The following is a 22,477-nucleotide window of genomic DNA, read 5'->3' as shown; positions in this document are numbered from 1 at the left end:
GCCTGAACCGGAGTGTTATCTTTCCATTAAGAAATTGCCCGGACTGTGCCGCAGCTCTTTTTCGGGTAGCACTTGGCTCGGCTGCCGTGCCCCACTGCCCCCGCCCCACCCTGTTTCGTTTGCCTAGAAGCGCCAAAGCGGATGCGCCGTAGCAAGCGCTGCACGCGTTTCCGGATGCACGCTCCAGGTTGTCCGGGCGGGGCGGCGTACGCGGGTAGTCCACAAAGGGGCGCTAAAAAAAAACGCCCCTCTGGAGACCGGAGAGACGTTGGCAAATCTGATGTCACTACTTAACCTATCCGTTGCCTGAACGTTCCCGTTTCAGCGCAACACCACAAACCTAGCGGACCAACGGCAACGTCCTGTTACGCCTAGTTTATTTTTTCGTGGCGCATGCATTACCCCTTGGCGATGGGCGGGATTCCTGATACGTTTGGGCGAGACAGTAACGAATTTGTATGTCTAAAAAACGGACCCGTATGGCCAAGAAAAAGAAAAAAGACTTGTTTAACGAAGGCGACCTGGTCGTCCACAAAGCCCCCGCCAGTCCGACGATGACCGTCCGGGAAATCGACCTGCCCTGGATCACCTGCACGTACTACGTTGCGGCAACGGGCGAGTTCAAGAAACACACCTTTCACGTTGACGAACTGAGTTCCCTCACGGCCGAGGCTCAGGAGGTTACGTCGGAGCAGGAGACCACACCGGCGCCCAAGCCCATCTACGACCTGTAGGCGGCCGTACTTTTCAAACTGTTTTTCACGCGCTACTCACCCGAATTTGCCGGACGCGTAGCGCTTGGTTTTTTCAAGTTCGGGCTGATCGAATAATTCATGCGTCGGGCGATGTTCGATCAGCTCACCCCACGAACTTCGGAGTTACGCAATGCATGGCGCAACCCGCCCAGAATCAGCGGATTAAATTCTGTGGTAAACGTATGCGGTGTCGGGAAATTGCTCACGAAACGGTGGGCAGGGCCTCTTCGACCGACCGCAGGCGCACGATGAAAGTGGTGCCCCGGTCTACTTCGCTTTCTACCTCGATGGTGCCGCCGTTGTTGTCGATGATGCGCTTCACGATGCTGAGGCCTACCCCCGAGCCTTCTACGTGGGTGTGCATTCGCTTGAAGAGGGTAAACAGCTTGGTTTGCTGGGAGCGACTCAGGCCCAGGCCGTTGTCCTGCACTTGAAATACGACCTGCCCCTTGCCCCGGTAGGTGCGGATGCGCACGTGCGGCGGTCGGGCGGGCGACCGGTACTTAAGGGCGTTGACCATCAGGTTGTAGAAAATGCTGCGCAGGTTTTTCCGGGCAAACGTCATCTCCTTCACCTCGTAGTCCTCTTCGAACGTCGCGCCGGTCTCGGCAATCAGGCTCGTCAGGTCCTGTTTTACGTCGCTGACCACGTCGGGTAGCGATACCAGACGGATGGCTTCCCCGTCCAGGCGCTGGACCTTGATCACTTCGCCCAGGTCGTTGAGGGTGCTGCTGAACTTGCTGATGGACTGGTTAGCCAACGCAAACAGTTGGTCCTCCTTCTCGTTCAGCCGGTTTTTCAGCGTTTTGCGCAACAGTTGCAACAGGCCGTCGATGTTGGCGATGGGCGCTTTCAGGTCGTGCGAAGCGGCGTAGACAAAGTTGTCCAGATCGCGGTTGATTTTTTCCAGTTCCTGATTTTTCAGCAGCAGTTCGGCGGTGCGCTCCTGCACGCGCTCTTCCAGCTCCAGGTTGATGGCCTTCAGCCGTTTTTCCTGTTCGCGCAGTTGGTAGTTCTTCTGGTAGAGGTCCACAAAAACGCTCACCTTGGCCCGCAGAATCACCGGGTTGATCGGCTTGTAGATGTAGTCGATGGCGCCGTGCAGGTATCCTTTCGTGATGTTTTCGTCGTTATGGTGCGCCGTGATGAAAATGATGGGAATGTGGCACGATTTGTCGCGGGCGTGGATCATGGCCGCCGTCTCGAAGCCGTTGATGTCGGGCATTTGCACGTCCATCAGGATCAGCGTAAAGTCCCACTCCTTCAACAAGATTTTGAGGGCTTCGCGCCCCGACTGTGCCTTCTTGAACTGGTACCCGTCGCGTTCCAGCAGCGTCTCCAACGAAAGCAGGTTGTCCTCACGATCGTCGACCAACAAGATTTTGATATCGGGTGACTCCTCCAGACTCATGACTGCGTAATTAAGTGTGTACTAGGTTCGGCCGCGGTGCCCCGCCTACGCTACTTTTTCAGGTTGAGCAAGTCGATAAACAGATTGAAGCTGTCCGTGGCCGAAAATTTATTACTGAATTTCAGCGGCTTGACGATGTAGCCGGAAATGCCCAGCTCCTGCGCCGCCGAGCGGTCTTCTTCGTGATCTGACGTGGTCATGATGAACACCTTGATGTGTTTCAGGGCAGGGTCCTGACGCAACTCCTGTAAAAATTCGATGCCGTTCATCTTCGGCATGTTGATGTCGAGCATGATCAGGCTGGGCAGCGGATCGATCGTTTCCGCGCCTCCGCCCCGCAGCATCGCCAGCGCTTCCTCCCCGTTGCGCGCGACGTACAGCTTGTGCAAAACGTTGATTTTCTTCAGGTTCCGCTCTACGTCCATCACGTCCAGGTAATCGTCTTCTACCAGCAGGATGTTTACTATTTTCTCAAGCATCGTGACACTAACTCAGGGTATACGTTCTTCGCAAAGGTACTTAGGCCAGGTAAAGGTAAACGTCGCGCCCTGGCCGGCTTCCGAAAAAACCTGAATCGTGCCGCGCACATCGTCCATAATCTTTTTCACGATGGCCAGGCCCACGCCCGTGCTTTCCAGGGCGTCGCGCTCTTTCAGGGTCTGAAACACGATAAAAATCTTTTCGTGGTACTGCGGATCGATGCCGGGGCCGTCGTCGGCGACCGAAAATTCGTACTCGTGTTCTTTCTCCAGACAGGCCACCACGACCCGCCCGGTGGGCCGGTCATGGTACTTAATGGCGTTGCTGATCAGGTTGGTAAACACCTGCAGGAGCGGAATCCGCTCGGTTACCAGCACCGGCAGGGGCGTGTCGATCACAATCTGCATGTGCTCGCCCGGCGAAAGGGTTTCGGCAATTTCCTCGACCATTTGCCGGACATCGACCGTTTCCACGGGCTTTTTCCCCTTGCCGATGCGCGACAGGGCCAGAATGCCGTCGATCAGGTTTTCCATGCGGTGCACGCGCCCTTTCATCAGGTGCAGGTACTCGCGCGCCCGGTCGGGCAGCTCGGAGCCGTAGTCTTCTTCCAGCCAGTTGGAAGCATTTTCGATGCCCCGCAGGGGCGCTTTCAAATCGTGCGACACCACGTAGGCGAAGCGGTCCAGTTCCTCGTTCTTCCGTTGCAGCTCGGAGATGTTTTCGTTCAGAATCCCGGCCATGCGGTTCAGCGAGCGCGCCAGCATTCCCAGCTCGTCGCGCGACTGGTCTTCGGTGAGCAGCTGGAAATTGCCCGCCGCAATCCGGTCGGCCAGGTGCACCATTTTTCGGATACGTTGGGCGATCAGGAACGTGACGTAAAAGGCGATGACCAGGCCTGTGATGATCGAGGCACAGGTGAGCATGAACGAGATTTCGCGCGTGCGCGCCACCGACTCGTCCAGGTTGGCCATCCGGATGCCGCGCAGGTCGTACTCGTGGTTCATAAAGTCGCGCAGGTTGGTGCGGATGCCGTTGCCGATCTCCACGCCGATTTTGTCGCGCAGCCGCGTGCGGTAGAGGCGCCCGAACTGCTGGTTAGCGCTGTCGGAGAGCACGGCGTTCCGTTTGGCCTGCAGCAACGGCAGGCTGTATTCCTGCTCCCAGCGGGTGAACAGCTCCCTGATTTCGGCCAGACGCACCTCCTGCCGGGCCGTATCCGACCGGTCGATGGTGCTGACCAGCCCCGCAAACAATTCGGCATTTTCGCGCGAAGCGACGTCGTAATTGTCCGTGAAGATGTCGTCGCCGGTAAACAGGTAGCCGCGCAGGCTGCTTTCCATCTCGATCAGGTTGCGCTGCAACCGGCTGCTGTTGCGGATCACCGCCTGCGAATTGGCCACCCACTTGGTGTTTTCGATCACCTGTTGCGACAACTGGTAGTTGACGTAAGTAGTGATGGAGAACAGCAGCAGGATCAGGATGAAGCCAACAAAGATCAGGACCGAAATGCGCATGCCTCAGGATTCGTTTGCGGCCGAAAATGGGTACTCATTGTCAGGTTATACCAGGCGGAGGCTTCGCCGCCGTTCCCTGCGGCAGGAACACCGCAGCAAAGCCTCCGTCGGCAGGGTTATTTGTAGAGCCAGATGCGCATCAGCGACAGCAGCTGGTCGATTTTCACGGGTTTGGTGATGTAGTCGGACGCGCCCGCTTCCAGGCACTTTTGCCGGTCGCCCTTCATGGCCTTGGCCGTCACGGCAATGATCGGCAGGTCGTTGTTCTGGCGCTCTTCCCGGATCTTCTGAATCGTCTCGTAACCGTCCATTTCCGGCATCATGATGTCCATCAGCACCATGTCGATGTCCTCCATTTCGTGAAGCAGCGCAATGGCCTCCTTCCCGCTTTCCGAGGTCGTCACGTTCATCTTGTAGCGCTCAAAGGCGGTGGTCAGCGCGAACAGGTTCCGCACGTCGTCGTCCACGATCAGGATGTTTTTCCCGTTCAGCACGTCTTCTTTCATCCGCAGCCGCTCGATGCGCTTGCGCTGGTCGGCCGGGAGGCGCTGGTGCTCCAGGTGCAGGTTGATCGCCAGCTCCTCCAGCAGCAGATCGAGCGATTCGGGCGAGGCTTCAATGATCCGTTTCGCCCACGGCTTGAGCAGCGCCGCGTCTTCTTCCACCAGATGTTCGGTCGCATACACCAGCAGCGGCGTGCGCGGCAGTGAGTCGGTCCGGGGGCCTTTGGCCATTAGTTCCGGCAGCGACAAATCGCCCGACGGATAGAGCAGCACCACGGCGTCGTAGAGGCGCTGTTGCAACAGTTTCAGGGCCTTTCGCTCGTCGGCAGCTTCGGCCACCTTCACGCCGTTGGGCTTCATCAGTTGCCGGACCTGTTTCACCTGGGCATCGTCGGTGCCGATCACCAGCACCTGTTTGTCCTGCCGCTGGTGCAGGTTTTTCAGGTCCTGGAACAACCAGTCAACCTGTTCTTTTTTCAGCGGTTTCAGCAGCGCATGGCGTGCCCCGCGCTGGTAGGCCAGCGGCTGGTTTTCTTCCCCGGAAATGAGGTAGACCGGCAGGTGACGCAGGTGCAGGTCGTTCTTGAAGAGGTCCAGAATTTTCCAGCCGCTGCTGTCGGGCAGGCGGATGTCGAGCGTCACGGCCACGGGTCGGTACGTATTGACAAAGTCGAAGACCTCGCCGTAGTGTGTCGCGATGACGGCCTTTAGGTCCCAGTCGTGCGCCTTTTCCAGCATGATGCGCCCGAAGCGCATGTCGTCTTCCACGATCAGCAGCACCTGGTCGGCCGACTGGATGTTGTGCCGGTCGTCGCCCGTCGGGTTCAGAATTTCGTTCATCTCTTCCAGACGGCGACCGTCCGAACGTTGCGCGGGCAGGGCATACGCCGCCGCCGCCGACTGTTCGAGCAGATCCGAGGCGCGCGCGGCCATCTGCGGTGATTCTTGCAGGCGGTTGAGCACCGACGCGGGTTCCAGTGGCAGGAACAGCGTAAAGGTGCTTCCTTGCCCGACTTCACTTTGCAGTTCGATGGTGCCACCCAGCAGTTCGGCCAGTCCCCGGCTGATGGACAGCCCCAGGCCGGTGCCGCCGTATTTGCGGCTGGTCGACCCTTCGGCCTGTTGGAAGGCCTCGAACACGATGTTCTGCTTGTCGCGGGAAATGCCGATGCCCGTATCGACAATGGCAAAGGCAATGACCTGCCGGGCGCGGGCCAGACTCGGGTGGCTGTTTTTCCAGCTGCTGTTGCGGGCCGCGTGGATGCGCAGTCGCACTTCGCCGCGCTCCGTAAACTTGAACGCGTTGGAGAGCAGGTTTTTCAGGATCTGGTTGAGGCGTTGCAGGTCGGTTTCGATCTTTTCGGGCAGGCCTTCCTGCAACTCGATCTGGAATTTGAGGTGCTTGGCCTCCGAAATGGGCTTGAAGGTGGTCTCCACGAACGAGCAGATTTCGCGCAACCGCACCGGCTGAATTTCGGTCGAGATAAAGCCCGATTCGATTTTCGACAGGTCGAGGATGTCGTTGATGAGTTGGATCAGGTCGTCGCCGCACGAGTGGATCGTCTTGGCAAAGCGTACCTGCTTTTCGGTCAGGTTGCCTTCGGCGTTCTCGTACAACTGCTGCGCCAGAATCAGGAGGCTGTTCAGCGGCGTGCGCAGTTCGTGCGACATGTTGGCCAGAAACTCCGACTTGTATTTGGACGTGAGCGTCAACTGTTCGGCCTTTTCTTCGAGCGAGCGGCGCGCCTCTTCCACCTCCTTGTTTTTGGCTTCCACCTCTTCTTTCTGCTTGACCAGCAGCAGCGCCTTGTCCTGCAACTCTTCGTTGGCGCGACGTAGCTCGTCGGCCAGCGACTGCGACTGCGTCAGCAGTTTTTCGGTCCGGGTGTTGGTGCCGATGGTGTTGAGTACGATCCCGATACTTTCCGTCAGCTGCTCCAGGAAGTCCATGTGCGTTTCGCTGAAGCTTTCGAACGAAGCCAGCTCGATGACGGCCTTCACCTTGCCTTCGAACAGCACCGGCAGGATCACGAGGTTGAGCGGTGTGGCTTCGCCCAGGCCGGAATTGATTTTGATGTATTCGCCGGGCACGTTGGTCAGCAGGATTTTTTCCTTTTCCATTGCACACTGCCCGACCAGCCCCTCGCCAATGGCAAAGGCTTTGGTGATGCGGCTGTCTTCCTTGTAGGCATAGGCCGCAAACAACTGCAATTTCAGGTCGTGCTGCTCTTCGTTCTGCTGCAGGATGTAAAACGCACCGTACTGCGCGCGCACCACCTGGGCCAGCTCGGAGAGGATGCGGTGCGTTACGGTGTTGAGGTCCTTCTGCCCCTGCAACATCTGCGTAAACTTCGCGAGGTTGGACTTGAGCCAGTCCTGTTCCTGGTTGCGGAGCGTCGTTTCCTTCAGGTTGGCGATCATCTGGTTGATCGTATCCTTCAGCGATTCTACCTCGCCTTTGGCTTCCACGTTGATGGTCCGGGTCAGGTCTCCTTTCGTCACCGCCGAGGCCACTTCCGAAATGGCGCGCACCTGCGTGGTGAGGTTTTCGGCCAGCTGGTTTACGTTTTCCGTCAGGTTTTTCCACGTTCCGGATGCACCCGGCACGCTCGCCTGCCCGCCCAGTTTTCCGTCGACCCCTACTTCGCGGGCCACCGTCGTTACCTGATCGGCAAAGACCGCCAGCGTGTCGATCATTTCGTTGATGGTTTCCGTCAGCTGCGCGACTTCGCCCAGGGCGTTGATCGACAGCTTTTGTTTCAGATTTCCCTTCGCGACGGAGGTCACGACTTTGGCGATGCCCCGCACCTGTCCGGTGAGGTTGGAGGCCATCAGGTTCACCGAATCGGTGAGGTCTTTCCACGTGCCGGCCACCCCGCGTACCTGCGCCTGGCCGCCCAGTTTCCCTTCCGTCCCCACTTCACGCGCCACGCGCGTCACCTCAAAGGCGAAGGAGTTGAGCTGGTCCACCATGGTGTTGATCGTGTTTTTCAGGTCGAGGATCTCGCCTTTTACGTCGATGGTCACCTTCTTCGACAAGTCACCACTCGCCACCGCCTTGGTCACCTCCGCGATGCCGCGTACCTGGTCAGTCAGGTTCCCCGACATCTGGTTGACCGAATCGGTCAAGTCTTTCCACGTCCCGGCGACACCCGGCACAAAGGCCTGACCGCCCAGTTTTCCGTCGGTACCCACTTCGCGGGCTACGCGCGTCACCTCGGAAGCGAAGCCCCGCAACTGGTCCACCATCGTGTTGAGCGTTTCCTTCAGCTGGAGGATCTCGCCGCGCACGTCGACCGTAATTTTTTTGGAGAGGTCACCGTTCGCCACCGCAATGGCCACATCGGCGATGTTCCGCACCTGCGAGGTGAGGTTAGACGCCATCTGGTTCACCGAGTCGGTCAGGTCCTTCCACGTCCCGGCGACCCCTTGTACGTTGGCCTGCCCACCGAGCTTCCCTTCCGTCCCCACTTCGCGGGCCACGCGCGTCACCTCGGAGGCAAACGAGTTGAGCTGGTCCACCATCGTGTTGATGGTATTCTTCAACTCCAGGATCTCGCCTTTTACGTCCACCGTGATCTTCCGGGAAAGGTCTCCGCCCGCCACCGCCGTGGTCACTTCCGCAATGTTCCGCACTTGCGCCGTCAGGTTCGAGCCCATCTGGTTCACTGAATCCGTGAGGTCCTTCCAGACACCACCGACCCCGATCACCGTCGCCTGCCCACCGAGTTTTCCTTCAGAACCTACCTCGCGGGCTACACGCGTTACCTCGGAACCGAAGGAATTGAGCTGGTCCACCATGGTGTTGATCGTGTTTTTCAACTCCAGGATCTCGCCTTTTACGTCCACCGTAATCTTGCGCGACAAGTCACCACGCGCCACGGCGGTTGTTACTTCGGCGATGTTTCGCACCTGGGAGGTGAGGTTGGACGCCATCTGGTTCACCGAGTCGGTCAGGTCCTTCCACGTGCCGCCGACGCCTTTTACTTTGGCCTGCCCACCGAGCTTTCCTTCCGTACCCACTTCCAGCGCCACACGCGTTACCTCAGAACCGAAGGAATTGAGCTGGTCCACCATGGTGTTGATCGTGTTCTTCAGCTCCAGGATCTCGCCTTTTACGTCCACCGTAATCTTGCGCGATAAGTCTCCACGCGCTACGGCGGTTGTTACTTCCGCAATGTTTCGCACCTGGGAGGTAAGGTTGGAGGCCATCTGGTTCACCGAGTCGGTGAGTTCCTTCCAGACCCCGCCGACGCCTTTTACCGTCGCCTGACCGCCGAGCTTCCCTTCCGTCCCTACTTCTACGGCCACGCGCGTCACCTCGGAGGCGAAGGAGTTGAGCTGGTCCACCATGGTGTTGATCGTGTTTTTCAGCTCCAGGATCTCGCCTTTTACATCCACCGTGATCTTGCGCGACAAGTCACCGCCCGCCACCGCCGTCGTTACTTCCGCAATGTTCCGCACTTGCCCCGTCAGGTTGGAGGCCATCTGGTTCACCGAGTCGGTCAGGTCTTTCCATGTGCCGCCAACGCCCTGTACGTTGGCCTGCCCACCGAGCTTCCCTTCCGTGCCCACTTCGCGCGCCACGCGCGTTACTTCCGAGCCGAAGGAGTTGAGCTGGTCCACCATCGTGTTGATCGTGTTTTTCAGCTCCAGGATCTCGCCTTTTACATCCACCGTAATCTTGCGCGACAAGTCTCCACCCGCCACCGCCGTCGTTACTTCGGCGATGTTCCGCACCTGCGAGGTGAGGTTGGACGCCATCTGGTTCACCGAATCGGTGAGTTCTTTCCAGACCCCGCCGACCCCTTTTACCTGCGCCTGCCCACCGAGCTTTCCTTCCGTTCCTACTTCCAGCGCCACACGCGTTACTTCCGACGAAAACGAGTTGAGCTGGTCCACCATCGTGTTGATCGTGTTCTTCAGCTCCAGGATCTCGCCCTTTACGTCCACCGTGATCTTCCGCGACAGGTCACCGCGCGCCACCGCCGTGGTCACTTCCGCGATGTTCCGCACCTGCGCCGTCAGATTGGAGGCCATCTGGTTTACCGAGTCGGTGAGTTCTTTCCACACGCCCGCAACGCCTTTCACCTTCGCCTGCCCACCGAGCTTTCCTTCCGTCCCTACTTCCAGCGCCACACGCGTCACCTCCATTGAGAAGAGGTTCAGCTGCTTCACCATGTCGTTTACCTCCCGGGCAATGCGCAGAAATTCCCCCTGCAACACGTTGCCTCTGATTTCCAGAGGCATGGCCTGCGAGAGGTTTCCTTTCGCCACCGAGCCGATCACGTGCGCGATTTCGATGGTGGGGTGCACCAGGTCGGAGATCAGCGTATTGAGCGTGTCGATGCCGGTGCGCCAGGACCCTTTGGCGTTGGGCAGTTCCAGCCGTTGGGTGAGTTGCCCCTGCTTGCCGATGGTGTGGCCCGCTTTGGTAAACTCGATCATCATCTGCTCGTTCAGTTCGATGATGTCGTTCAGCGTGTCGCAAATTTTCCCGTTGATGCCATAATGGTCGACCGGCATGCGGACCGAGAAGTTGCCGTTCTTGACTTCCATCAACACTTGCAGGAGTTCTTTAGGGTCCAAGAAGTTACTCTCCTGAACCCCGTCGTGTGGCTTCGTTTCCATAGGTTTGTTTATCGTCAGAAAAAGCCAATCCGGAAAAAATTTTGTGCGGAATGGGTACGAGCTGATTATCCAGCCTTAAAGTTGGTTAAAAGCGGGGAAGTTTTTGAGACTTATTTGCGATATTTTTTGCCTTTTTCCGAGTTACTTCGCCGCTCACAATTACAAAAAAGAGAACTTCTTGAATTATGCGAAGTCGTAGGCATCGGTGGATTTTGCCTGATCCGGGAAAAGCCGTGCTCCCTCTCAGGCCCGACAAATGATGCGTGTGGAGGGGTCGCGCAGGCGGCGGAATCTACACGCCAGCATAGTGCGAAAAGGGCGCCCGTCGTGGTGACCGAACAGTGGCAGAACGGGAGCGCCGCCGGGGGTATCCTGCCGCCAAACCGGCATGGCCGCTGCCCCACCACCGGACGTTTTTCATCGCACTCCAGTCGCTACGGGGTGCCGCGTCCCTCAGTAAGGCTCGCCCTGATTTAACGCCTGCAAAACGGCCGGATCGCGCCGGTACACATCCTGGTGAAACCGGATGCGCCCGTCGGGCTGCGCATCGCACGTCCAGTACAAGATCAGCACGTGCAGGGGACGCGACAATGCTACCTGCTGTGTTGCCCCGTCTTGCACGACCTGATCGATGGCCGCTGCCGACCACCGTACCGAGTCCTGGAGGAGGAGCCGGGCCAGTTCCAGGGGATGCTCGACGCGGATGCAGCCGTGGCTGAACGTGCGCGGTGACCGTGCAAAAAGTTCTTTCGAAGGCGTATCGTGCAGGTAGACGTGGTAGGGATTGGGGAAGTAGAACTTGACCCGCCCCAGCGCGTTGTTGGGGCCGGGGCGCTGCACCACGCTGTAGGGAAAAGTAGACGGACTGTAAGTCGACCAGTCGATGGTGGTCGGGTCCAGGGTCTGCCCCCGGGCTTGCACCACCATCCGTTGTTGTGCCAGATAGGCCGGATTGCGGCGGATGTCGGCCCACAGGCCCTCACGTAAAATGCTACGCGGCACGGTCCAGGTCGGGTTAAACACAACCCGGGTGATGTGCGAACTGAAGATGGGCGTTTTCGTGGCCGTTTTGCCTACCACCACGGACGTTTGCCACACGCGCTGCCGGTCGTACACCAGGTACAGTTCCGCAGCGGCGATGTTGACCACCAGAAACGAGTCGGGCAAATGCCCGAGTACCCAGCGTGCCCGCTCCAGGTTGACGCGCACCTGATCGATCCAGAAATCGACGGGGCGGTTGAGGGCACGGAGAGTCGCGGCCCCGACGATGCCGTCCGGCACCAGGCCGTGCTCCCGCTGGTACAGCCGCACGCCTTCGGCCAGGGCGCTGTCGTAGACCGTCCCCCCATCGGCCGCCATGGCATACCCTTCGGCCCGCAAGCGCTGCCGCAATGCCCCCAGCCAGGGAACCGTGTCGCCCAGAGCGGCAGGGGTACTCGCCTCCGACCGCACCGGGGCCCACCCGCCCAATGCCGCGCGCTGACGCAACACGACCAGCTTTTCTTTTAACTGCCGATACATCGCATGCGTCGGCTTCAGCGCCTCGAACGCCTGCGGCAGGGAACAGATCGCCAGGCTGGCTTCGAGCGTACCGGCCGGGTCGTCCGGCAGAGGCCGCTTTTCGACGTTCCAGGAGGCAGAAAGCGTGCGGGGGTCCACCTTCCCGAAGTACAGGTGCGAGGCGTACATCAGCGTAGCGTCGGTCAGCATCAGGTCCAGTTCTGCGCACTGCGGAGCGGTGGCCGTAGCGCAACGCAACCGTTGGATGCGGTCCAGATGATACGCGGCAGGCGCCAGCCCTTCCTGTTCAGCGGCTTGCAAAATGGCGAGCAGATCGGACACGTTGCGCGCATCGGTCCAGGCCGGTTGGTACTGCCGCCGACGGTAGAAGTCCGGCAACACCACCTGCGAAAACAGCCGCTCGTCCGGGCCGTTGGTTTCGATGAAGGCCATCAGGGATTGCGCTACCGAATCGGGCGGCGCAGCGGCCGACAGGCTTTCCATCCCCCCGAGTGCTAACCCGAGGCAAACCAAATGACAGTACACATGTTTCATAAAGTGGTTCTTAGTGGACAACTGCCGGCACGGTCTTTTTATCATCTTCCGAAGATGTCGGTTCTGGCGGGCTTCCGCACTGGTGCGGGTCAGGGCAAAACATGATTCTCGTCATCTTGGGAGCTGCCCGAAACCGGAATCGTGCGTCGTGTAACCGAGTTCCAGAGCGGCTGAACGCTCGTTTGCTCCCCCCCCTGCAGACACAAAAAAGCCTGACGATTCCGAACGGAACCGCCAGGCCATCAACCACTTTGCAGGCAAAAACTCCTCTACTTACTTCCCAACCGCATGCTGCCAGGCGCCTATGCCCCCGCGTAGGTTGAAGACTTTCTGAAAGCCCTGATCGGCCATCCACTGGCACGCCTGCGCGCTCCGGTTCCCGCTGCGGCAGTACACCAGGTAAGGCACGGACTTATCGAACCGCTGCACCTCGTTCTGAAACGAAGGCGACATCACATTGAGGAGCTTGGCACCGGGAATCATTCCCTGTTGTGCCTCGGCCGGTGTGCGCACGTCCAACACCACGGCCTTTCCCTCCTGACGCAATGCCTCAAACGTTGCGGCGTCTACATCTTCGAAATTTTTCACTTGCTTGCTAAAACCAAACATATTGCCTCCCTTCTTATTTAAATTCTTTCACTGCTTCACTCAAATCGTATACCGTGGCTCCGGCCAGCTTGCGTTCCAGGATGCTGGCTCCGGCCGCCGACCGATACCCCCCGGCACAGTGCACCACAATGGGCTTGTCGGTCGCCAGTTCGCCGCTGCGGTCGCGTAATTCCGGCAGCGGAATCTCCACGGCGCTATCGAAAATCTTACCGGTCGCGACTTCCGACTGGTTGCGAATGTCCACGATGGTGTAGCGCTCCGGATGCGCCTTGAACTCGTTCAGGTCCAGGCGGTCACTTTTCACCGGGGCCTGTGCCGGGTTGACGAGTGCTCCTTTGATCAGCTTTTCGTAGCCGATTTTGGCCGCACGGACAATCGCGGCTGCCAGCGCCTCTTCGTCTTCGGCAACGAGGTAAAACGATTCGGTCGGGCTTACGAGCGCGCCCAGCCACGTTTCGAATTTATCGCCTTCTTTGTTCTGGATGTTGAGTGCGCCGTTCAGATGCCCCGCCTTGAACGCCTCCTGATTTCGGGTATCGACAATCAGCACCCCTTTTTCCAGGGCTTCGGCCGAAGCCAGTCGCGGCACCCGCTCAATGCTCTCGGCCAGCGGATCGGCCCCTTTGCGGTTCAGCTCCACGTCGTAGGGGAAGTACTTGGGAATGAACGGTTGCCCGTCGAGGAAACTCTCGACAAACGCCTGCTTCTCTTTAACGTGGAACGCCCAGTTTTCCTCCTTTTGCTGCCCGATGGTGCTGTAGAGTTCGGTGCTCATGTTTTTGCCGCAGAGCGACCCTGCGCCGTGGGCCGGATAGACCAGCACGTCGTCGGGCAGGGGAGCAAACACGGTGTTGACCGTGTCGTACATCATGCCGGCCAGCTCCTTGCGGTTGGCCTTTACGTGGCCTGCGCCTTCGCGCAAATCGGGTCGTCCGACGTCGCCCACAAACAGCGAGTCGCCGGTGAAGACCGCATGTGGCTTGCCAGCTTCGTCGAGCAACAGGTAGGCGTTGTGGTCGGGCGAGTGACCGGGTGTAAACAGGGCACGGAACGTTACCTTCCCGATGCGCACTTCGTCGCCGTGTTGCAGCGGAAGGAAGGGGTACGACACCCCGACTTTCGGATTGATGTAGACGGTGGCGCCGAACCGTTGCTGAAACTCCAGGTGGCTACTGGCAAAGTCGGCGTGCGGGTGGGTCTCGAACACGGCCACAATGGTACCGTGGTGTTTTTCGGCAAAGTCGAGGTAGGGCTGCGGGTCGCGACCCGGATCTACCAGGGCCACCTGCCCTTCGCTGACAATGGCATACGAGCCGTGTGCCAGGGCTTTATCATAAATCTGTTCTATTTTCATGGTGCTATGAATTTGTAGTGAAGACTCTGTTTTATCAATTCGACTATTCAAAAGTACGGGCTTGGAAGGGGTGCGTTTGTAACCCGAGTTACACTACACGCCCGGCAGGAAGAGTTCCTTGACGATCATGAACAGGCCCATCGCCAGCACAAACCACCCAAAGCTTTTCTGGAGTTTTTTGCCGTTGATGAAGTTGGACAGATACCCGCCGAGAAAGATGCCGGAGGCCGCAATGGCCGAGAATACCAGCAGAAACCCCCAGTCGATGGGCTGGTCGGCCTGGATGTCGCCGAGGAACCCGATCAGCGATTTCGCGGCGATGATGAACAGCGAGGTACCGACGGCCATTTTCATGGGCAACCGCGCCAGCAACACCAGCGCCGGGATGATCAGAAAGCCTCCGCCTGCGCCCACCAGCCCCGTCAGCACGCCGACCACCGCCCCTTCGAGCAAAATCATCGGGAAGTTGAAACGCGGCTGGGCCTCGTCTGTCGTGTCGGTCTGTGCACTTTTGCCGTTGCGGATCATGCCTACGGAAGCGAATAGCATCAACAAGGCGAACAGCACCAGGATGCCAACATCCTTGGTCAGCGCAAAGCTTCCGATCGTGAGCCACGTAGCCGGTAGCATGGGCACCAACCACAGGCGCGTCAGGTAGACCGTCACGAAGGCGGGTACCATAAACACCAGCGCGGTTTTGTAACTGACCAGGTGCTTCCGGGCATAATTGATGCCCCCCACCAGTGCCGAGATGCCCACCACAAAGAGCGAGTAGGCCGTGGCCAGCACCGGCTCGACGTGAATCAGGTACACCAGCACCGGTACGGTCAGGATGGAACCTCCGCTGCCGATCAGCCCTAAGGAAATGCCAATCAGCGCCGCCCCGACGTAGCCTGTTATCTCAAGTAGCGACATAAGTTCAGGTATTTAGTACGTTTTGTATAGCAACAAAGGTAGAGGGTGCGCCTGCCGGGTGGCGTGACTTAAGTTACACACGTGGCGCTGCGATTCACGAAAAAGCCCCCGCGCATCGGTCTGCAACGGAGGCTTCGGGAAGGTGGTGCATTGGCAAGTTATAACTGCGTGACCGGCTCGTGGTAGGCCGTGAGCGGCACGGCGGTCTGTCGCAGCGCGTTAAAACCGCCTGTGATGTTGACGACGTGGCCAAAGCATTTGGCTCGGAGGATCGAGGCGGCCACCATGGAGCGGTACCCGCCCTGGCAGTGGAGGTAATAGGTCGCGGACGGGTCGAGTTGCGTCAGGGACTGGAAGATGGAAGCGAGCGGAACGTTCCTTGCCCCGGCCACGTGCTGCGACTGGTATTCGCTTGCCTTGCGGACGTCCAGCAACTGCATGCCCTCGTGGTAGTGCTGGGCAAACGCGGCGGCGGTTGTTTCGTCGATGCGATCCGTGGCGTAGCCGGCGTTCTGCCAGCTAACGAGGCCGCCTTTCAGGTAGCCCAGCGTATTGTCGTGTCCGACGCGCGACAGACGGGTCACCACCTCTTCCTCCCGTCCTGCGTCCGCGATAAAGACCAGCGGTTGTTGCAGGTCGGGGATCAGCGCCCCCGCCCAGGAGGCGAAGTTGTCGTCGAGGCCCAGAAAGAGGGAACCGGGAATGTGCGCCTGCGCAAAGGCTTCTTTGCTGCGGGTGTCGAGCACCAGCGTGTCGTAATGGGCACGATGCCGCACAAAGGTCGCCACGTCCAGCGCGTTCAAGCCTTTCTTCAGCACGCTCTCCAGGCTGTCGTATCCTTTGCGGTTCAGCATGGCATTTTGCGGAAAGTACTGCGGTGGCGCGACCAGATCGGCCGTAACCGCAGCCATGAACGCTCGGCGCGACAGGTCGGCCTGCAGCGCGTAGTTGACCTGTTTCTGATGGCCCAGCGTATCGACGGTTTCTTTGCTCATGTTCTTGCCGCAGGCCGAACCCGCCCCGTGCCCCGGGTAGACGATAACGCCGTCGGGCAAAGGCATGATTTTATGACGCAGCGAGTCGTAGAGGTGGCCCGCCAAATCTTCGCGCGTCAGGTCGGTCTTTACGGCCAGGTCGGGGCGTCCCACGTCGCCGATGAAGAGGGTATCACCCGTAAAGATGGCGACCTCGCGGCCCGCTTCGTCGAGCAACAGGTACGTTACCGACTCCAGGGTATGGCCGGGTGTGTGTAGTACTTTGATCTGGACTTTGCCCAGCGGCAGCACCTCGCCGTCGGTGGCGACGTGCGCCTCAAAATCGGGCAGTGCCGTAGGGCCATACACGATTTGCGCGCCGGTTTTCCTCGCCAGGTCGAGGTGCCCGGACACAAAGTCCGCGTGAAAGTGCGTCTCTAAAACGTACTTGATGGTGGCCCCGTCGGCGCGGGCCATTTCCAGGTACGGGGTCGGGTCGCGCAAGGGATCGATGATGGCGGCTTCGCCCTCCGACGAAATATAGTAGGCAGCTTCTGCCAGGCATCCGGTATACAATTGTTGTACTTTCATGACAGTAATGCGTTGATTTACTGACTCAAAGTACATCCAAAAAGGCCCGTTGGGCTGTAACGCTCGTTACCAACCGTGGTGATTTGCCTCATCGCTGAGACTGACTTCCGTCAACGGAACTGCGGTGCATACCGCCTCCTCAAAACGTATAGTTCACGATCAGATTGATCAGCCCCATGTCTACTTTATTCAGCACAAAAGCCGGATTTTCGGGAATGTCCCCCTGCCCGATTTTGTAGGTCAAGAGCAGCTCGGTTTGAAGCCGTCGGAGTGCGGCCGGGGTGTAGAACAGATCAAGGTTGAGGTGGGTGTAGCTGGGCTGAGCGTATTTGTTCGCTGCCGCCTCGGTGACCGACGCCCGCCAGTGGTGCCCCGCCGACACGATGCCCTGTAGCGATCCGGCCTGCCCCTTCCAGGTACGGTCCAGGGTCAGCACGAGCGCATCGGCATTAGCGTTGCCTTCGCTCCGCTCGCGTTTCTGGAATGTATACAGCCCTTCGCGCCCCCATTCGCGCGGAAACAGGAACTGCCCGGCACCGGTAATTCGGTTGTAGCCCAGCCGCACGGTTGTGGTGCCTTTGACCTGGAGTTGCACGCCGAACACGTCGGCCGTCCGGGAGGCGAAGTAGCGCCGGACTGGGTCGGCATTGCCGCCCTCGCCCACCCGATCCTGATGCACCCACTGCCCTGCCAGTTGCCAGGCGTGCTCGCCCAGGGTGACGGTATAGGCCGGCTCCAGGTACACCGTATGAAAAACGTTGTCGGCCCAGTAGTCCCAGACGTGCACTTCGCCGTGCGGCATCGGCTTCCAGTGCGCATGGCCGATGGCCAGGAACTTACTCCGCGTATGCATCGGGTAGTCGCTGGGCGCTCCGGTCAGGTTCCGCCCGGCCGGATAGACCCCGATGCTTTCGCCGATGCCATAGAACCGGTCCGTTCCGCGGGGAGCCACTTTTGTGAACACACCTGCCCCCAGATCCAAGGCTTTGTCGGGCCGTTGGGCGTACCAAAGGCCCTGGAGCAACGTGGGAATCATGCGTCCGTCCTGCGGATTGAACAGCGGCGAGACCAGCTTCATGCGGCCGAGGGTCAGCGCATGGCGGTTGTACCGTAGCGTTAGGTAGGCTTCGCCGAGCAAGGCCACTTCGCGCTGCGACAGGTCCTGCATGTTGAACAAGCCCGCTTCGTAGCGGCTGGGCCTTCCGGTGGCGGGGTCGGTGGCGGTCGGGTCACTGATGCCCAGGTTCACCGCCGTGTAGAAAGCCGCCGCCGCTTCCAGATGGGTGCCCCACCGATGCACGTACTTCAGCTTTCCTCCGGTCGCCAGGGCCGCAAAATCCTTTAGGTCGCCCTGATTCAGCGTGCTCATAAAATAGGTCCGCCACTGCCCGGAGACGTCGCCCCGGGACTGCACCGAATCGGACTGGGCGTGCACGGTCCACGGCAGCATCACGCCTAACAAGAGGGCCAGGCCGATCCGGCTAATTGGTCTTTTTGAGCGCAAAGGTCTTCTGATAATAGTCAACGATGGGCGGGAATGGGCCGTACTGGTGTTGTTCGGCCGGGAAGGGGTCCTCCCAGGGACCATAGGGTGTAGAAACCGGTTTCAGTTTCTTATCCGGAAAGTCTTCGGCCGTGTTGGCTTTGTGGGGTCGCTCAAAGTGGTTGATGTAGGCCGCCACGTGCAACGCTTCCTCGTCGGTCAGGCGCGGATTTTCCCAGCTTACCCCAAACGGCATGTTGGCTTTGATGAACGGGGCCGCCGTCAGCACACGGCGCATCCCGGCTCCGTGGTTGTACGAATCCGCGCCCCAGAGCGGCGGATACAGATAGCCGGCCCCGCCGCCCGGCTGGCGAATTCCTTCGCCGTGCGTACCATGGCACGCCTGGCACTGCGCTTCGTAGATCGCCTTGCCCTGCACCGTGTCGGCTTTGATGGCCGGAATTTCGAAGGCCGGCAGGCCTTTGTATTCGGCTAGCTTTGCTTCGGGCACGTCTTCGCTCAGCCATTGGATGTAGGCCACCATCGCTTGCATCTCTGCCGACTGCGTCGGGAGTTCCTGGCCGTTCATGCTGCGTTCCATGCACCCGTTGATGCGATCTTCCAGCGTGCCCATTTTTCCCTCGCGTCCGCGAAACTGCGGAAAGCGTTGCGCCACCCCCACGAACGAAATCGCGCCGGCTTTGGTACCGGCTCCCAGGTGGCAGTTTTTACACGCCAATTCGTTTCCAGCCAGCCGCAAAGCGGGCTCATCCGCATGGGGACCGAGCCACCGGGGCGTTTCAGAAATCAGCTGGTAGCCGTACCGGATTTGTTTGCCCCGTTCGCCCGCCGGCAGGTCCGTTTCTATCGACCGCGGATGCCATACTGCCGCCGTGGGAACCGTAGCCACAGGCGCTGATGCTTCCGGAGTCGATCCGTTTTCAGCTACGGGCGAGGCACGAAAGGCCGCCGGATTCAGGTGGTAGGCGATCAGCGTGACGAACAACACGACCACCACACCCGCCAGGGTCATTACGATGCCCATCAGCAACCGGGCTTTTTTTGCCAGCTCTTCCATAGCGCATTAATGGGGTAATTTGTCGCGCACCAGGCCGTAGACGTACGTCCCCAAAACGGCAGCCGCAATGGCCACCAGAATGACGGCGAAGCCGTTGCCGACCAGGATGAACATCGGGCCGGGGCAGGCGCCCGTCATGGCCCAACCCAGACCAAAAATGGTCCCGCCGATCAGGTAACGCGGCACGCTGAACTGCTTCGGCGCAATGTGAATGGGGTGGCTGTAGAGCGACTTGACCTGCCGGCGTTTGATCCACTGTGTGAACACAATGCCCAGCACGATGGCCGACCCGATGACGCCGTACATGTGGAACGACTGGAACCGAAACATTTCGTAAATCCGGTACCAGGAAATGATTTCTGCTTTGGTCAGGGTAATGCCGAACAACAGCCCGACCGCCAGGTATTTAAGGTATTTCATCATACTGATTGTGCTAAAAGAGTGTGAGGGAATAGCGCCGCGTGCCGACTCAAAGTGCCAGCAGATACGGCAGCACCAGATAGGTCATCAGCAAGCCTCCGATAAAGAAACCGGCGACGGCAATGAGCGAAGGCAGTTGCAGATCGCTCAACCCGCTGATGGCGTGCCCCGAAGTGCATCCCCCCGCGTAGCGCGTACCGAACCCGACCAGAAATCCGCCCAACACGATGATGACGAGCCCCTTGAGGCTCAGCAGCGTTTCCCAGTTGTAGATGGACTGCGGCAGCAGGTTTTGCCCGGCGTCGGCAATGCCGTACGCGGCCAGCTCGTGCTTGGTCGCTTCGCTGATGTGCACGGCAGCGTCTGGCATCAGGTACTGGTGTGCGATGAACCCACCGCCGAGGGCACCGGCCGCAAAGACCAGATTCCACACCTGCTGACGCCACTCAAAGGCAAAGAAACTACAGCTCTTGCCCCCGCCCGTCATGGCACAAATGGTTCTGAAATTGGCCGATACGCCCAGGTTATTTCCAAAATAAATCAGGAGCCCCATCACCAGGGCAATCACTGGTCCGGCCACATACCAGGGCCAGGGTTGACTCAAAAAAGCTACGATCTCCTCCATACGAATAAACTGCTTCAATTTGAGATCAAAAGTAGGCAGCCTCTTTGCGGAAGAGTGTAACCTTGGTCACACAGCCTGCGGACAGGACTCCTGGCGGGCGTCAGGCGTCAGAGCACTTCGATGCGGTTGCGGTGCTGCTCAATTTTCCCTTCCTGTTCCAGTCGTTTCAACAGGCGGGAAATCACCACGCGCGACGAGTTGAGTTCGTTGGCAATCTGCTCGTGGGTTTTGTGGATGACGAAAGAACCGGACGCCTGTTTTTTGTCGAGCAGGTACTTGAACAGCCGCTCGTCCAGTTTCAGAAAGGCCATCGCGTCAATGGCTTGCAACAGTTCGTCGAAGCGCGCCTGATACGAGCGGAACACAAACTTCCGGAACGACTCGTACTTGGTAATCCAGCCGTCCAACTCCTGTACCGGGATCATCCACAGGAGGCTGTCTTCTTCGGCGATGGCGCTAAACTCGCTCTTTTTGTGCTCCAGGCAGCAGGTGATCGACATGGCACAGGTTTCGCCTCCCTCCAGGTAGTAGAGAAACAGCTCGCCGGCGTCGGGCGCCTGGCGCATCACCTTCAGGGTGCCTTCGATCACCATCGGAATTTCGCGGGCCTGGCCACCGGGGGCAATGACATACGCGCCTTCTTTGACTTTTTTGAGGCGTCCTACCTTCATCATCTCTTCGATCAGTCGTTCTTCGAATTGAAGGCTGTGCAGAATGTTCGTTACGTTTTCGTGCATGCGAATGGGGTTCGTTTAGTTTTTGCGTGGACAGAAATACGAAGAAGGATCATCGTCATCTGTGACAAAAGTTACGGTATTGTACTCTCAAATCGCCCACCTTGGTTCCATCAGTATCACCTACCGAAACCTATACACCCATGGACACTCATTTTCAGATTCTTATTGTGGGCGGCGGCAACGCGGGCATTTCGGTCGCTGCGCAACTTCTGCGCAAAGATCCGAACCTGACGCTCGCCATCGTCGAGCCCTCCGACAAACATTATTACCAACCTGCCTGGACGCTGGTCGGCGGCGGCGAATTTGCCCTGGAAGACACCATCCGGACCGAAGCCGAGGTGATGCCCGAGCGGGCCGTGTGGATTCGCGACCGGGCCGTGGCGTTTGTGCCGGACCAGAACCAGGTCGAAACGGCCACCAGCGGTATACTTACCTACGATTATCTGGTGGTTTGCCCGGGCATTCAGCTGAACTGGGGGCAGATCAAAGGCCTGCCCGAAACGCTGGGCAAAAACGGCGTGTGCAGCAACTACGCCGTCGACCAGTGCAGCTACACCTGGGAGACCGTACGCAACTTCAAGGGGGGCACGGCCCTGTTTACCAGCCCCGGCACGCCGGTCAAATGCGGGGGCGCGCCACAAAAGGTCATGTACCTGTCCAGCGACCACTTTAAGCGGCGCGGCATCCTGAAACAGACCCGCGTGGAGTTCTGCACGGCCGGCGGCATGCTGTTCGGCGTCAAGAAATACGCGGCGGCCCTCGAAAAGGTGGTGGCGCGTTACGGAATTCACCTGTTTTTCCGGCACGACCTGATCAGCATCGACGGACCCCAGAAAAAGGTCGTTTTTAAGGTAACCGATCGCCAGGGCCATACTACCGAAGTGACCAAATCGTTCGACATGATTCACGTCACCCCGCCGCAAAGCGCGCCGGACTTTGTGCGCGAAAGCCCGCTGGCCGACGCGGCCGGTTGGATCGACGTTGACCCGCATACACTGCGGCACCGCCACTACGACAACGTGTTCGGTTTGGGCGACGCTACCAACACGCCCAACGCCAAAACCGGGGCGGCCGTCCGCAAGCAAGCCCCGGTGGTGGTCGAAAACCTGCTGGCGGCACTACAGCATCGGTCCCTGCCTGCCACCTACAACGGCTACGGGTCGTGCCCGCTGGTGACCGGCATCGGCCGTCTGATTCTGGCCGAATTTGACTACAACCACGAGCCGCAGGAAAGCTTTCCGTTCGATCAGGCCCGCGAACGCTTCAGCATGTACCAACTCAAGAAGCGAGTGCTCCCCTGGATGTACTGGAACAAAATTCTGAAAGGAACCGCTTAACCCCC

Annotated in this window: 16 protein-coding genes; 2 read left to right on the top strand and 14 right to left on the bottom strand. The window is 59.1% G+C overall.

The genetic code is table 11. The features are described 5' to 3' along the window. Nucleotides 1-458: 458 nt before the first annotated feature. The gene (locus BLR44_RS20195; protein ID WP_218127130.1) at nucleotides 459-734 is read left to right on the top strand and encodes a hypothetical protein; all 276 of its coding nucleotides are present in this window, start codon (nucleotides 459-461) and stop codon (nucleotides 732-734) included. Between the two features lie 223 nt (nucleotides 735-957). On the opposite strand, the gene BLR44_RS20190 is transcribed toward BLR44_RS20195, so the two are convergent. The 14 genes from BLR44_RS20190 to BLR44_RS20125 all read right to left on the bottom strand — a co-directional run bounded on the left by BLR44_RS20190 (nucleotide 958) and on the right by BLR44_RS20125 (nucleotide 21,135). Beyond that, nucleotides 958-2,166, bottom strand: a complete 1,209-nt coding sequence (locus BLR44_RS20190) for a sensor histidine kinase (RefSeq protein WP_089685497.1) — start codon at nucleotides 2,164-2,166, stop codon at nucleotides 958-960. Between the two features lie 50 nt (nucleotides 2,167-2,216). Next, on the bottom strand, nucleotides 2,217-2,645 hold the full coding sequence (locus BLR44_RS20185; RefSeq protein WP_089685495.1) for a response regulator: 429 nt from the start codon (nucleotides 2,643-2,645) through the stop codon (nucleotides 2,217-2,219). A 12-nt stretch (nucleotides 2,646-2,657) separates the two neighbouring features. After that, nucleotides 2,658-4,160, bottom strand: a complete 1,503-nt coding sequence (locus BLR44_RS20180) for a sensor histidine kinase (protein WP_089685493.1) — start codon at nucleotides 4,158-4,160, stop codon at nucleotides 2,658-2,660. 116 nt (nucleotides 4,161-4,276) lie between these two features. Then, entirely contained in the window at nucleotides 4,277-10,294 is a 6,018-nt protein-coding gene (locus BLR44_RS20175; RefSeq protein ID WP_089685491.1) for a HAMP domain-containing protein, read from the bottom strand. Nucleotides 10,295-10,747: 453 nt separating this feature from the next. Further along, nucleotides 10,748-12,349 (bottom strand): L,D-transpeptidase family protein, encoded by a 1,602-nt coding sequence (locus tag BLR44_RS20170; protein WP_176956140.1) that lies wholly within the window; start codon nucleotides 12,347-12,349, stop codon nucleotides 10,748-10,750. A gap of 273 nt (nucleotides 12,350-12,622) precedes the next feature. Beyond that, entirely contained in the window at nucleotides 12,623-12,937 is a 315-nt protein-coding gene (locus tag BLR44_RS20165; protein ID WP_245706123.1) for a rhodanese-like domain-containing protein, read from the bottom strand. Nucleotides 12,938-12,971: 34 nt separating this feature from the next. Next, entirely contained in the window at nucleotides 12,972-14,312 is a 1,341-nt protein-coding gene (locus tag BLR44_RS20160) for an MBL fold metallo-hydrolase (protein ID WP_089685484.1), read from the bottom strand. 93 nt (nucleotides 14,313-14,405) lie between these two features. Next, the gene (locus BLR44_RS20155; RefSeq protein WP_089685482.1) at nucleotides 14,406-15,227 is read right to left on the bottom strand and encodes a sulfite exporter TauE/SafE family protein; all 822 of its coding nucleotides are present in this window, start codon (nucleotides 15,225-15,227) and stop codon (nucleotides 14,406-14,408) included. A gap of 158 nt (nucleotides 15,228-15,385) precedes the next feature. Further along, nucleotides 15,386-16,792, bottom strand: coding sequence for an MBL fold metallo-hydrolase (locus BLR44_RS20150; protein WP_089685480.1), 1,407 nt, complete (start codon nucleotides 16,790-16,792; stop codon nucleotides 15,386-15,388). A gap of 139 nt (nucleotides 16,793-16,931) precedes the next feature. Next, entirely contained in the window at nucleotides 16,932-18,296 is a 1,365-nt protein-coding gene (locus BLR44_RS20145; RefSeq protein ID WP_176956139.1) for an OprD family outer membrane porin, read from the bottom strand. Next, nucleotides 18,274-19,353, bottom strand: coding sequence for a c-type cytochrome (locus tag BLR44_RS20140; RefSeq protein ID WP_245706122.1), 1,080 nt, complete (start codon nucleotides 19,351-19,353; stop codon nucleotides 18,274-18,276). Before BLR44_RS20140 ends, BLR44_RS20145 begins: the two co-directional genes overlap by 23 nt. A 6-nt stretch (nucleotides 19,354-19,359) precedes the next feature. After that, nucleotides 19,360-19,773 (bottom strand): DUF6691 family protein, encoded by a 414-nt coding sequence (locus tag BLR44_RS20135; protein WP_089685477.1) that lies wholly within the window; start codon nucleotides 19,771-19,773, stop codon nucleotides 19,360-19,362. Nucleotides 19,774-19,822: 49 nt separating this feature from the next. After that, nucleotides 19,823-20,398, bottom strand: a complete 576-nt coding sequence (locus BLR44_RS20130; protein WP_089685476.1) for a YeeE/YedE family protein — start codon at nucleotides 20,396-20,398, stop codon at nucleotides 19,823-19,825. 107 nt (nucleotides 20,399-20,505) lie between these two features. Continuing rightward, nucleotides 20,506-21,135 (bottom strand): Crp/Fnr family transcriptional regulator, encoded by a 630-nt coding sequence (locus BLR44_RS20125; RefSeq protein ID WP_089685474.1) that lies wholly within the window; start codon nucleotides 21,133-21,135, stop codon nucleotides 20,506-20,508. 140 nt (nucleotides 21,136-21,275) lie between these two features. Between BLR44_RS20125 and BLR44_RS20120 the strand changes: the two genes are divergently transcribed. Next, entirely contained in the window at nucleotides 21,276-22,472 is a 1,197-nt protein-coding gene (locus BLR44_RS20120) for an NAD(P)/FAD-dependent oxidoreductase (RefSeq protein ID WP_089685472.1), read from the top strand. Nucleotides 22,473-22,477 lie beyond the last annotated feature (5 nt).

Origin of the sequence: Catalinimonas alkaloidigena (assembly GCF_900100765.1) — a bacterium.
Lineage (GTDB): Bacteria > Bacteroidota > Bacteroidia > Cytophagales > Flexibacteraceae > Mooreia > Mooreia alkaloidigena.
Note: the sequence above shows the minus strand (reverse complement) of the source record. Positions and strands in the feature narration are given on the sequence as shown.